The organism is Marinobacter sp. LV10R510-11A (assembly GCF_900215155.1).
Taxonomy (GTDB): Bacteria; Pseudomonadota; Gammaproteobacteria; order Pseudomonadales; family Oleiphilaceae; genus Marinobacter.
Map to the genome: position 1 here is coordinate 3,046,744 of NZ_LT907980.1, position 12,118 is coordinate 3,058,861.

The following is a 12,118-nucleotide window of genomic DNA, read 5'->3' on the forward strand; positions in this document are numbered from 1 at the left end:
TTGATTGTCCTGAACACGAACCTCTTCGTCATCAACTTCCAGCAACTTCCAGCAACTTCCAGCAACTTCCAGTAAGTATTGGTCAGGCTGGTTTCATGGACCAGTATCGCCAACAGTTACCCAACCTGGAAACAGCGTTTGTGGGGTCTGGCCTGCACTACATTCAGGAAGACCAACCACAGAAAATTGGCCAGGCTATCGCTCAATGGATGGACCGTTGCGGGTTGTGACTGACTGGCCGGTGGCTCGTTAACCTGGCCCCAAGCCAGATTCTTGCCAGCATGATGCCGCTCCACATGCGTCTGGGGTTACACCGACACCCTGCGCCTCCAGCGCGTCAATATGGGCTCGCAGTTTTGAGGATGCTGTCTTGGGGATATCTAGGTGAGCCATTCTGAGATCTCCTTTCCTGAAAGGTGGGCGTTTGCCCAGTGTGGACCCATAAGTGCGGGTCATGGGTGATATACATCAATCTGACGGAGGAGAAAGCACGTTCAGGACATCAGCACCCCTCGAAGCTCAAGGCTACATCCCTGCTTTCACACCTTGACCACAGTATTTGCCAAAATTCTGATATTTGTTAGCGTAAAAGAATGTCGATATCCATGAAATGACCGACGCTGGTTCAATATCAGAAAAATTAACCGGACATCGTGATCACATGGTTTCAATAATCAGGAGAACACCATGACTCTGATAAAAACAATGACCGGCTCTCTTCTTGCAGTGGCATTAGCACTCCCGGTCATGGCTGCGGATACACCATACAAGGGCGATGGCCATATCATGATCACTCCCGATGAGCTTGAGTGGGGTCCCGTCGGCTCCATGACGGGCGATGCGAAAATCGCCGTGATCGAGGGCGACCTTTCCAAAAAAATCCCGTTCACCTTCCGGCTCAAGCTGCCGGCCAACTACACACTGGACCCGCACATTCACTCGGAATATGAACGGGTTACCGTGCTTTCCGGCACCCTGAATTTCGGTCATGGCAAAACGTTCAATGCCGGCGAAACCCAGGCGCTCACACCGGGCAGCGTGGCTATCATGGCACCCGGCGAGCCCATGTTCGGCCACTCCGGGGATGAAGAGACCATCATTCAGCTGCATGGCACGGGACCCTGGGGTATTGAATACATCAATCCTGAACACGATCCCCGTAAGTAATCCATCGGCCTGCGCAGGGCGGCTCCCTTTGAGGACGCCCTTGCCAGCACTGGCAAACGACCGATTCGAAGTATTCGAAGGAGATCAACACAGCAATGACATCCAGACAGGATCTGTTCGAGGGTACGCAGCCGGTATTCACACAGGTGCCACCGATGGTCCCTCGCTCAATCAGCGTGATACGCGCGCCGCGCTCGGCCGCTTTCAGCGCCGCCGCCATGGCAAGAAACCCGAACGTTCGTATTGAGCCGGCCTGGAAGGTCTCCCACCTGTATGGCATGCCCTGCGCCTTCTACCACCAGCTGCCGGCCGCCTGGTACCTTGCGGCACGTTTCAATGATGATTTCGAAAATGCGGTACTCCACGCCATCAATGGCGGCGGCCAGAATCAGTCCCAGGCCATGCTGACCGGGGCGCTGGTGGGCGCGCAGGTGGGCCTTGCCGGTATTCCGCAGCGGTTACTGGACGGCCTTGAACGCGCAGATGAACTGCAGCAACTGGCCCATACCCTGGCCTCGCAAATGCAGACTTGACGTTGCGCCCGTGAATAAGGCACAAAGCAATCTTATGAACGTCAGGTTCTGAGACTGTTCATACTCGCCTACAAAACTGTGCCATCAGGAGGCATCCGCATGAATCATGAATCAAAGTCCGGAGAGAGCTCACGTCTCATCAACGCCCTTGCCGGCGGCTGGGTCGCAGATGCGGCCAGTCTTGGTCTGCACTGGCTCTATGACAGTCAACGCATCCATGAGGTTGGCGGCCAATCACCTGAATTCCTGCCGCCCCGGGCCGACTATTTCAAAGGTGGGTTTGGGTATTTTGCCCATGAGGGCAAACACTCCGGTGACACCAGCCATTATGGCGCCGCCACACGGGTACTGACAGACAGCCTGCTGGCCAGTGAAGGGGCTCTGGATATCCGCGATTACCAGCGGCGCTTTCGCGCTTTCTTTGGCCCCGGCGGCCTCTGGCAGGGTTATATTGACAACCCGACCCGGGTCACTCTGAACAACCTGAGCGCCATCGAACAGAAAGCCATTGAGCAGGCGCAATCGACCACCACTGCCGAACTGACCGTTAAACAAAAGCGCGTGCTGGTGCAGAAGGTTTTGCCCTACACCCGGCACCTGAGCGGCGATCAACTGGCGGAACCGGTCCGCAAAGCCTGGCAAACGCCCGTTCCGGTTCCTCGCTGGACGCGCCAGGTGCCGGCGACACCTACGGACGCACCTGCTACCTGGGCGAAGCCATGCCGGTGATCTTTCATATCCTGAGCCATGCCGACAGTTTTACTGAGGCCGTTCGCGCCAATATCCATTGCGGGGGTGATTCCTGCGGGCGGGCCTGGATCATCGGGCCGGCGATGGCAGTCCTGCACGGCGTTGGCGGGGAACGCGGCATTCCTCTGAGCTGGCTGGCCCGGGTAACCGATGCCCCTGCGATCCTCACGGATATTGAGGCACTGGTTAACCAAACCTGGACACCGAAAGAGCAGAACCATGAACAATCCGGTTGTCCGGCGCATTGAGAATGCGCTCTAGGGCGCCTTCATCGGCGATGCGCTTGCCAGGCCGGTCATTGGTTCTATTCGCCCGAACGCATTCGTGAGCGGTTTACCGGAGGCTTAGACCGGTATTTTTCGGCCCCGCATCCCCATCCGATTAGGGTCTGTTGACAATTCACATCGGCAGCCAGAGAAATGCGCAAGCCAATGACACGATGCTCTCATAATGACGAGTCAGTTTGTCATATCGGGTGGCGACGGCCCGATAATGCTTGAGTCTGGCAAACGCGTTCTCCACCAGATGCCTGAGCTTGTACAACGGCCAGTCGAGTCCCTTGTTGCCCTTGATCGAATTTTTCTTTCTGGGAATAATAACGCTCATTCCGAGGGCTTCTCCCTTGTCACGTATTATCTGGCTGTCGTAGCCTTTATCCGCTATCAGCACCTGCGCAGCGTCAATTTTTTCGATGAGTGTTGGCGCTTCAGTGCAGTCATTGATGTGACCGCCTGTCATGGTGAACACCTCCGGCAGGCCGTAAGCATTCACCGCCAGATGCACCTTGGAGGTGTTGCCAGCCCAGCTTTTACCGATATTCTCGTCGTAGCCACCCGCGGCTCCGGCACTGTGCTGGTGTGCTTTCACATAGCGGCCATCAATGAAGACCCATTCCAGATCGGAGTCTGTTTTCAGCACGTTGAAGAGCTTTTTCCAGATGCCTTTTTTTCGACCAGTGATTGAAGACTTTGTAGACAGAATTCCATTTTCCGAAAGGGTCTGGCAGATCTCTCCAGGGCACACCGGTCCGCATTCTGAACAGAATGCCTTCGACTGTTTTGCGCAGACCTGCCTTGTTATACAGACTGAATTGAAGCAATATTTCTCTTAGCTTGGACCACAGCTCCTCTGTGAGCCTGTATCTGGGCATTGCGGGCTCGTATGATTGTTGTTGTGGAACTTCATTATACGAACTTGCTCTTACCTTTCAAAGACTTACGAGCAATTGTCAACAGACCCTAGCGTAATTCGGGAAAGTTAGCTCGCAGGTTCAGGGCCCAGTCGTAGTTGATGAACTTTATATTCGATGTTCCAACACCCGCTTCCACCACTGCGGAATCCGCCCATTCCTCAATAAAAGCCTTTGTGGAACCGGATGCCTCGTTGAAATCATCCTCGTACCACTTGAACAATTCCGTCAAGTAGAGGGTATCGCCTTGCATTTTCAGGTGGCGGTCGGTATTGAATGCGCGCCGGGTGCTCTCGGCCAGCAAGCGTTCAATGTTGTCAGCTGTATAGAGCGTGTCCCGCAGGGGCGGGCACCCAACAGAGGCACAGTTCACCGCAAAGTGAACCCGCGCATCCTTCCAGCCCCGGGATTGATAGTCCTCACCCAGCAAAACGCCTTTTTCGATCTGGTTCAGGCTGAAGCGTTCCCCGCCAATCACAAAGTTTTCCCGCTCAAAGACACTGTCGACAAACGGGTTCACTCGGCCGCCATAATCCCAGACGGATGAAACCAGTTGGCCATGCGGCCGCTCAGTAAGAATCTGTTCGAGCATGAAAAAATTGTAGGCGTTAATCCAGAAGGCTACGGACTCTTCCCGGGCCTCAAGGGTTCCGGTATCAAATTCCGCCAGAGCCTTGCGCTGCTGTGCCAGCGTCTGCGCCAAACCTGTATCCGCCAATGCGGACTGGTAATCAAACGCGGAGACCAGTCCGTTACCGGGCAATGTCTGTTCGTTCAATGAGATAGTCGGATAACAGCCGTTGGTAAGGCTTGTAGAGGCCGGGATTGATATCCGCCCAACCCAGGCCGGGCAATAGGACCCATGCAACAAAGCCTGTCACTAATCGATATCCACGCATAATCACTCCAAGGTCAGTCAGATAGGTAGTCCTTCAGAATCATGACTACAGACCAGGACAACGCCATTCTGTTAAACAGGCAATGCCGGAAACCTCAGACCTCAGTATCCAGATGCAGGAAACGAGACAGCCGGGAGTGGGGGCGCCTGCTGAGATACAGCGGCAATGTGCTCATCACAACGAGGATTACGGCAGCGGCCACCACCGTCAGCACGGGACTGAATTCAAAGCTGCGGCCCAGTCCGGCAAATACGAAGGTCATGGGCAGCATGCCGAGCGTGGTCGCAAGCGCATAGCGCCAGAACGATATCGCAGTGACGCCGGCGGCATAGCTGATCAGGGCAAACGAAAACAACGGGATCAGGCGCGTCAACGTCACCGCGATGAACAGAAAACGCTGGGAGCCAGTAGCTGAGAATACCGGGTTGTCGCCCAGTTTGCGCCGAACCGCCTCACGCCCCAGGATCCGCGCCAGATAAAAAGCAATGATGGCTCCCGCCAGGGCGCCAGTCACCGCAATCGCGGTTCCGGTGAACATGCCATAAACGAGCCCGGCAGCGGCACTGATTGGCAGAGTGGGAATCGGCCCGACAACCACTGCGAGAATCATCAACAGCATCAGCAACAATGGCCCGGACATCCCCTGGTCGTTAAGCCACTCAGACAGCGCTACTGGTGCCAGACTCACAGGCATGCCCAGTTGACGAAGGATCAGCCAGATGGCCCCCATCACGAGTGCGACAATGATCAGAATAGTGAGACGGAAAGCCCATTGTGAACGGTTCATCAGGGTATTCTACCGGCCACGTTGAGGGCGGGAAGGGTTTTCGGAAATTTTCAGGCCGCGCGGAACGCACCGCGCGGCCTGAGCAGTCTTTACTGGCTCTTGCTCCAGGCAAATTTCTTGGCCGGCTCGTCTATCGGCGTGTCGGCAATATGGTTGATGTAGTTGCTCATCACTTTCTGGGACAACCCCAGAATCACCTCCAGCACCTGGCGGTTTTTGTAACCGGCCTTGAAGAACGCGTCCAGATCATCCTGGCTAACATTGCCCCGTTTGTTCATAACGGCCAGCGTAAAGGTGCGCAATGCTTCCAGTTTGTCGCTGGGCAGCGGCGTTTCATCCCGCAAGGCGTTGGTAATGTCGTCAGACACTTTCATCATTTTGGCGATGCCAGTGTGTGCGGGCACACAGTAATGACAGGCATTCTCAACGTTGATGGTTTGCCAGACCACGGTTTTCTCGTCGTTGTCGAAGCTGCTGTCCAGAACCAGCTGGTGCAGCTTCTGATACGCCTCAAGCACCTGAGGTGATTCCGCCATTACCCCATGAAGTCCTGGGATCATACCCATGTTCTTCTGTGAGTTTTCCAGGAACGGCTTGGATCCTTCCGGTGCGCTGTCCATATCGTGCTTTTTAAAATCTGTCATGTTCACCTCCAGATTCATGAGTGATAGTTCAACTACATCGTTACCGTAACTGTTACTGAGCGATCATTCAAGATATAATTGAGCAAGCATTCAAAATCGCAATTAACGGTGACATCCATGGCGAGAAGTCCCAGTTTTGATCGGGAATCGGCCCTTGGCCAGGCCATTGGCCTGTTCCGGAAGAGAGGCTATCACGGCAGCTCAATGAAGCAGATCGAGCGTGCTCTGGATATGCGTCCTGGCAGCATCTACGCAACGTTTGGCAGCAAGGATGGGCTCTATTCTGAAGCCCTGGCGCGTTATGCCGAGGCTGGCGGTGCGGAGCTGGCCAGGCATATGGCTGGCTACGAATCCATTGTGGACGGGCTCAAAGGCTACCTGCGGAAAATCGCAAGTAACTGTTCCGATAAAGACGAAGTATCTTCCCGGGCCTGTCTCATCGTTAAAACCCTGCTGGAGGCAAGCAATACACACACCGGGCATTCAGACCAGGCCCGGGAAATCCTCGGAGCCATCGAGCAATCTTTCTCGGAATTGCTGGAGGAGGCCAAACAACGGGGCGAACTGAAAGACTCAACAGATTGCGCCCGCCTGGCCCGGCTGATGCAAAATCAGATCATGGGGCTGCGCTCCATTGCAGAGCGGAATCTCTCTGCCGGGGATTTGGAGGCTTTGGGCGACGATATGGCGCATATTCTTGACGCTTACCGAGCCGACTGACAGCGCAGAAGACGCGCTAAGCATTCAACAATCCGGCAAGGGCAACTAGAGTTACTGCGTGTAGAGTTACTGCGTGTAGAGTTACTGCGTGGAAGGCCAACAGGTGGCTATTAACACCCCCCGCACACCACCGGAGTGAAGCATGTTCCTGAACTGGCTAGCGAAGCATCTCGCCGCTTACCTTTCCAAACAAGTGGCACAGCATTCCGTGCCCACCTCAACCTATGACGCTCTGGGAAAAACACTCAGGCCCGGAGATGTTCTGCTGGTGGAGGGCGATACGCGCATCAGCGTGGCGATAAAGTACCTGACCCAGTCCACCTGGTCTCACGCCGCTCTCTGCTTGGGGCCGGACGCGGGCCTGGGAACTTCAGCAAGCGGTGAGCCTCATACACTGATCGAAGCGGATCTGGAGTTCGGCATTCGCCCTCTGGCGCTGTCATTTTATCGCAACAGCCATACCCGCATCTGCCGCCCGGTGGGGCTTGATGAGGATAACATCCGCCAGCTCACCGATTACGCCATGAGCCGACTGGGCAACCAGTACGACATGAAGAATGTGTTTGATCTGGCGCGCTATCTTATCCAGACACCGCCTGTTCCTGCGCGGCACAGACACAAACTGCTGTCGTTAGGAAGCGGCGACCCCACACGGGCTATCTGTTCCACGTTTATTGCCGAGGGGTTTCAGCGCCTACGTTATCCGATCCTGCCAACTATCAACACAATGCCAGCAGACGATCCGAACTGCGCAGACTGTATTCGTGAGCACTACCGAATCCGGCAAACATCCTTGTTTACGCCGCGGGATTTCGATGCATCGCCGTATTTTCGAATCATCAAACCAACGCTGGAAAAAAACTTCGATTTCAGAGCCATCGACTGGGCAGACTTATAAACTGCCTCAGTCGCACAGTTAGCGCAAATCTGGGTTCAGCGTATAAGTACCGGTCACCCGGCCGCTGGCCAAAACGTGACCTTTCATGGCGCTGCGCACAGCTTCGCCATCAAACTCGCCAGAAAGCCCCAAAGACTCCACATCTAACGCATGCACTTCGTAGTGGTAGTGGTGCAGTAGCTCATCGTTCCAAGGCGGGCAGGGGCCGTCGTAGCCGCTGTAAGTGCCAGCCATATCGGGGTTACCAGCCAAAAACTGTGTAAAATTGTTTACCCCACGCAGGCCTACCGGGCCGGGGCCGCCGTCTTTACCTTTGGGTGTAACACCATCGCTGTCCTCGCCTTCTGGAATACGGCCAACACTGGCGGGAATATCGACCAGCAGCCAGTGGAAGAAATCCACCCGCGGAATATCCTTTGAAACCGTTTTACCTTCCTGGTTTGCATCATCCGCCACACTGGGCACATCCGGGTCAAACATCATCACCACGAAGCTTTTCGTGCCTTCGGGTGCATCACTCCAAGATATTTCCGGGTTGCGGTTTGGGCCAAAGCTCATGTGATCGTCCGGATGGAACACGCCGAACGCGAATATCTCCGGGACCGGCTTGCCCTCTTCAATACCCACAACGTTCAGTTTCATGGTGCTTTCTCCTATCGGTTATTGCGGTTAATAGTTCGCCTCTATTCTGATGATTGTGCCAGAGACGACCTTATTCTGTGATAATAGGTTGTATCAACGGTATCGTACCTCTATTTACAACAACAGCTACAGCGATGGCTACAACCACTTTTCGGTAATCTTGTTATACGGAGCCCAGATGAGCAAGCACAAGCCCGGCCAGCCACAGCAACCAGAGAACCAATTGGATGAAGACGCCATCGCCTTCGCTCAGGGGATTTTTGAGTTGGCACGTAACGGCGGCACCCACATGCTGCGCCCTATGCTGGAAGCCGGAGTGCCCGTAAACATACGCACCAGCAACGGCGAGAGCCTGCTGATGCTTGCCGCCCGCAACGGCCATGTAGATACAGTGCAACTTCTGTTGGAAAAAGGCGCCAACCCGGAACTCCAAGACGCAGATGGCAATACCGCACTGAGCCTTGCCCGAGCCATGGGCGCACAGGACGTCATCAAACACTTGGATCGCTAAGCCTCCGACCTCCTCAAAGAGCACCGCATGTTCAACAAAGGCGAGATTATTCACCACAGCCGGGACAAACTCGGCAGCATTCTGGTGATCGACTACCGCAAACACCGAGTACTAACCTTCAACTCGATGTTTGAACAAAGCAAGATCGACCGGCGATTTCCGCATGTTCCCGTGCACGAGTACAACCGGGCGATGCTGCTGCCAGCTGCCTTTAGCAATCCGCGGCACGTCACCATTTTGGGGTTGGGTGGCGGCGTGATGGCCAGTGCGTTTCACCACCTGTACCCGGAATGCCACGTACACGCGGTTGAACTGCGACAGGCAGTGTTGGATGTGGCCCGGGAATACTTTGAGTTACCTAGCAGTGAACGCCTGAGCGTGACCATTGCCGATGCCCGCAATGCCCTGAGCGAACTGCCTGAGGCCAGTACCGATATGATCCTGGCCGACCTGTACAACGCAGACCGCATGAGCCCCGCACAAGCACAACGCCAGTTTGTAGAAAGCTGCAGCCGGGCACTAAGCCCCAGTGGCTGGCTGGTTCTGAACTACCACCGCACACCCGACCTTGAAGGCCCCTATTTCCGCCAGCTGAGAAAACACTTTGCCGTGCTGCTGTCGTTCAAAAGCAAAACCAACAATACCGTTGTGTACGCCAGAAAACAGCCCTTCGAAGCCATGGATCCAAAAGACCCCGCATTGGTCAGCCTACAAAAACGGCTACCCATCGACTGGAGCCAGCTAATGGGCAGAGTTAGCCGGCTTTGAATTCACCCAGTTGCTCTTCGCCACGCTGCCAGGCTGATCATGGCAACTTGATAAAAAAACGTATAGTCTTCTGCCTTACTAATGCAAGCCGGTTTTCGGATTAAAACCGGTCTTATCCATGGAAGGAATACCTCATGAGTAACCTCATGGTCGCCTGCGTTGGCGACACCCACGTTTGCCCCATTCCCGGCCACGGCAGCAGCCCCATTGTTGCGAACGGCGCTACCGCCAATGTGGATGGTGTACCCATCGCCCGGGTGGGCGACGCCTGCGGTTGCGGTGCCGTGATCGTTCAGGGTTACCCACTGGCCCTGCTGGACGGCCGCCCCCTGGCCCACATGGGCAGCCCTACCTCCCACGGTGGCCAGATTATTACCGGCAAACCCCGTGTCATATTAGGCGTAGCCACCTTCACAGCACCGGTGGTGGATTTCGCCAAAGCGGGTGCTCTAAACAGCCAAGGCCAACTGACCCCGGAAGCTGAACAGGCGCTGAATAAAGACCCTTTCGGCTTTGTTGAGTGGGCCAAAGCCAAAGGCGCACTGGTAGACGAAGGCCTGGAAGGCGCGACCCCGGAAGAAATTGAAGCCTCGAAACGCCATGCAGAAGGCCAGCCTGACCTCCGCCCTAAAGTGACTGTTGAAGCTGGCGTTTTCTTTGATGGCACCGGCAATAGCCGTGATAACACCGGTGCCTTTGAGCGGAAGGTGGATGAATGCCTGACCGCTCAGGCGGCAGGAGCCATCAGTGAGGAAGCTTGCAGTGCTGAAATCTCGCAATTGATGGAGGGGAGTTATCTTAATGCTGAGACCAATGTGGCGAAGCTGCGTGATCTTTATCAACCCTTTTCCACCGACACGCTCACCGTAGAGAATCACCGAATTCGTACTTACGTCTCAGGTGTCGGCACCAAGTCCGGTAAAGAGGACGATGCCTGGGCCATGGGTACCGGTACGGGTGAACGTGGTGTTCTCGCCAAGATTGAGTTAGCAGTGGAACAGTTGTCGTCTGATCTTTCCAATATGCTAACAGCCCAAATGGATGAGCTGATTCTCGATGTCTTCGGCTTCAGCCGGGGCGCGGCTACCGCCCGACATTTTGTGAACGAGGTGCGGGATAGTGCCAGCGGAGCTTTGGGCCAAGCTTTTCAGAAGCAGGGCATTGCCTGGCCGAAAACCGTCACCATTCGTTTTCTGGGGCTGTTTGATACCGTTGCTGCGGTTGTCGATGTACTGGATGGCGACTTTTCAGCTCACAATACCAACAATGGTGAGGTGCGCGTGGATATCGCTGCCGACGCAGTCCAGCGGGCCGTGCACCTGACGGCCCGGGACGAATGGCGTTACAACTTTTCCCTCAATAGCCTGCGAGGGCAGGATGGCAGCCTGCCGGGCCATTTTAACGAGTGGGTGTTGCCCGGTGCCCACTCCGACATAGGTGGTGGCTACCCTGATAACTTCCACGAACACATTCAGGTGGTCCTGCCCCGCAAGTTTCGAGGCTACCATCCCAGAGACAGCCATGAATACACAAAAATCCTGATGGACCGTCAGCGGATAGCCGGTGAAGGCTGGCTGGGCCCGTACAACCCTGATGGCACGCTAACGGTGGAAGAAGCCTACCGGCGACAATTGAAAGAAGGCGAAGTTGAACTGCAATTCCGGCTCTGGCTGGATCGAAGGGTGCAGGCCGAATATTCTCGTGTGGCCCTGCGGCAAATGTATCGGCTGGCAAAAGATGCGGGTGTGCCGCTTGACCCGGTAGACCCTGCCGACCCGGATATCATCTTGCCGGATGAACTCCAATCTATAGCTGCCCAGATCACCCGCCACATCAACGAACGTCAGCCACTGCGACTGTCTGCCACAGAGGAAGACCTGCTTCGCCAACGCTACATCCACCACTCAGCTCATTACCAGATTGCCGGGCCACTTTTTCCATTCAAGCCCGCACCCGGTGGCGTACGGGGAGTGTATCCAAACAAGGGACTCAAATGATCAGAAGATTCGTAGTGCTTGTGACGGTGCTCTGCACGAGCTTCCTATTAAGTGGCTGCTCCATCGCGGGTACACCCAAATGGGACCAACCGGTGATGTACCAACTCAAGGTCACAGCTCCCCGGCACTACGATGTCTGGGTCAAATCTCTGGAACTGGAGGCGACCGGCGAGCGAGCCTGGTGGTGGCCGGGAGGCATCACCACCTGTTGCTGGAAAAGCTCGGGGTTGAGTGGAGGTCCCCAACTGGAACCCATGCCCGACTATATTTACATCAGTTGGTTCTCATTTGCCGAACAGCAGGCTTACGCCAGACTTATCCACATCCCCGACCCGGAAGCGTTGCGTGAACGTATGGAGCAACCTGCACCGGTTCACAAGATTGGCAAACTTTATAACCTTCCTCGCTATAACCTGGTACTAGGTCTCGCTCCAGGAGGGACCGTTGTCATGTGGATTATGAACAAAGCCGAAACAGCCGTCGAAGTGGGACGCTATAAAGCGGCCAAGATAGAAACTCATCCTGAGTACTATGAGAAGAGAACAGAACGCTATTTATCGGATCATGGTGACTATCTCCAGGAGCACGGTCTTCAGCTTGAGCGTTGGTAACG

Annotated in this window: 17 protein-coding genes; 11 read left to right on the plus strand and 6 right to left on the minus strand. The window is 55.2% G+C overall.

Translation table 11 applies throughout. The annotated features are described in order from the left end of the window. Positions 1-95: 95 nt before the first annotated feature. Positions 96-230 (plus strand): hypothetical protein, encoded by a 135-nt coding sequence (locus CPH80_RS22990; RefSeq protein ID WP_264754793.1) that lies wholly within the window; start codon positions 96-98, stop codon positions 228-230. Positions 231-249: 19 nt separating this feature from the next. Here the strand turns inward: CPH80_RS22990 and CPH80_RS21695 are convergent, their stop codons facing one another. Further along, entirely contained in the window at positions 250-393 is a 144-nt protein-coding gene (locus CPH80_RS21695) for a hypothetical protein (RefSeq protein ID WP_157746903.1), read from the minus strand. Positions 394-687: 294 nt separating this feature from the next. Here CPH80_RS21695 and CPH80_RS14670 point away from each other — a divergent pair, with 294 nt between their 5' ends. The 4 genes from CPH80_RS14670 to CPH80_RS22605 all read left to right on the plus strand — a co-directional run bounded on the left by CPH80_RS14670 (position 688) and on the right by CPH80_RS22605 (position 2,698). Next, positions 688-1,167, plus strand: a complete 480-nt coding sequence (locus tag CPH80_RS14670) for a cupin domain-containing protein (protein WP_197703558.1) — start codon at positions 688-690, stop codon at positions 1,165-1,167. 218 nt (positions 1,168-1,385) lie between these two features. Beyond that, positions 1,386-1,700, plus strand: a complete 315-nt coding sequence (locus CPH80_RS14675; RefSeq protein WP_227520184.1) for an ADP-ribosylglycohydrolase family protein — start codon at positions 1,386-1,388, stop codon at positions 1,698-1,700. Positions 1,701-1,799: 99 nt separating this feature from the next. Then, a complete protein-coding gene (locus tag CPH80_RS14680) occupies positions 1,800-2,429 on the plus strand; it encodes an ADP-ribosylglycohydrolase family protein (RefSeq protein ID WP_227520185.1) in 630 nt (209 codons plus the stop codon). After that, a complete protein-coding gene (locus tag CPH80_RS22605; protein ID WP_264754791.1) occupies positions 2,420-2,698 on the plus strand; it encodes an ADP-ribosylglycohydrolase family protein in 279 nt (92 codons plus the stop codon). The genes CPH80_RS14680 and CPH80_RS22605 overlap by 10 nt, the downstream gene beginning before the upstream one ends. A 151-nt stretch (positions 2,699-2,849) precedes the next feature. On the opposite strand, the gene CPH80_RS14685 is transcribed toward CPH80_RS22605, so the two are convergent. The 4 genes from CPH80_RS14685 to CPH80_RS14700 form a co-directional block, all read right to left on the minus strand. Next, positions 2,850-3,600 (minus strand): IS5 family transposase gene (locus tag CPH80_RS14685; RefSeq protein WP_096278924.1). Its coding sequence is split into 2 segments (ribosomal slippage): positions 2,850-3,398 and positions 3,400-3,600, totalling 750 coding nucleotides; the frame shifts between segments, so codons are not numbered across the junction. A gap of 88 nt (positions 3,601-3,688) precedes the next feature. Further along, positions 3,689-4,417, minus strand: a complete 729-nt coding sequence (locus CPH80_RS14690) for a DUF547 domain-containing protein (RefSeq protein WP_227520186.1) — start codon at positions 4,415-4,417, stop codon at positions 3,689-3,691. Positions 4,418-4,632: 215 nt separating this feature from the next. After that, positions 4,633-5,325 carry a TVP38/TMEM64 family protein gene (locus CPH80_RS14695; protein WP_096278926.1) on the minus strand — a complete coding sequence of 231 codons (693 nt, stop codon included), beginning with the start codon at positions 5,323-5,325 and terminating at the stop codon, positions 4,633-4,635. Between the two features lie 89 nt (positions 5,326-5,414). Next, the gene (locus tag CPH80_RS14700; protein WP_096278928.1) at positions 5,415-5,969 is read right to left on the minus strand and encodes a carboxymuconolactone decarboxylase family protein; all 555 of its coding nucleotides are present in this window, start codon (positions 5,967-5,969) and stop codon (positions 5,415-5,417) included. Between the two features lie 117 nt (positions 5,970-6,086). Here CPH80_RS14700 and CPH80_RS14705 point away from each other — a divergent pair, with 117 nt between their 5' ends. After that, positions 6,087-6,689, plus strand: a complete 603-nt coding sequence (locus CPH80_RS14705; RefSeq protein ID WP_096278931.1) for a TetR/AcrR family transcriptional regulator — start codon at positions 6,087-6,089, stop codon at positions 6,687-6,689. 142 nt (positions 6,690-6,831) lie between these two features. Continuing rightward, positions 6,832-7,587 carry a lipo-like protein gene (locus CPH80_RS14710; protein ID WP_096278933.1) on the plus strand — a complete coding sequence of 252 codons (756 nt, stop codon included), beginning with the start codon at positions 6,832-6,834 and terminating at the stop codon, positions 7,585-7,587. Positions 7,588-7,605: 18 nt separating this feature from the next. On the opposite strand, the gene CPH80_RS14715 is transcribed toward CPH80_RS14710, so the two are convergent. Beyond that, the gene (locus CPH80_RS14715; protein ID WP_096278935.1) at positions 7,606-8,229 is read right to left on the minus strand and encodes a YbhB/YbcL family Raf kinase inhibitor-like protein; all 624 of its coding nucleotides are present in this window, start codon (positions 8,227-8,229) and stop codon (positions 7,606-7,608) included. A gap of 178 nt (positions 8,230-8,407) precedes the next feature. On the opposite strand from CPH80_RS14715, the gene CPH80_RS14720 reads away from it, so the two are divergent. From CPH80_RS14720 to CPH80_RS14735, 4 genes are all read left to right on the plus strand, one after another. Then, on the plus strand, positions 8,408-8,740 hold the full coding sequence (locus CPH80_RS14720; protein WP_096278937.1) for an ankyrin repeat domain-containing protein: 333 nt from the start codon (positions 8,408-8,410) through the stop codon (positions 8,738-8,740). A gap of 27 nt (positions 8,741-8,767) precedes the next feature. Beyond that, positions 8,768-9,508 carry a spermidine synthase gene (locus CPH80_RS14725; protein WP_096278939.1) on the plus strand — a complete coding sequence of 247 codons (741 nt, stop codon included), beginning with the start codon at positions 8,768-8,770 and terminating at the stop codon, positions 9,506-9,508. 134 nt (positions 9,509-9,642) lie between these two features. After that, entirely contained in the window at positions 9,643-11,505 is a 1,863-nt protein-coding gene (locus CPH80_RS14730; protein WP_096278941.1) for a phospholipase effector Tle1 domain-containing protein, read from the plus strand. Further along, on the plus strand, positions 11,502-12,116 hold the full coding sequence (locus CPH80_RS14735) for a DUF2931 family protein (RefSeq protein WP_096278943.1): 615 nt from the start codon (positions 11,502-11,504) through the stop codon (positions 12,114-12,116). Before CPH80_RS14730 ends, CPH80_RS14735 begins: the two co-directional genes overlap by 4 nt. The last annotated feature ends 2 nt before the right edge of the window (positions 12,117-12,118 follow it).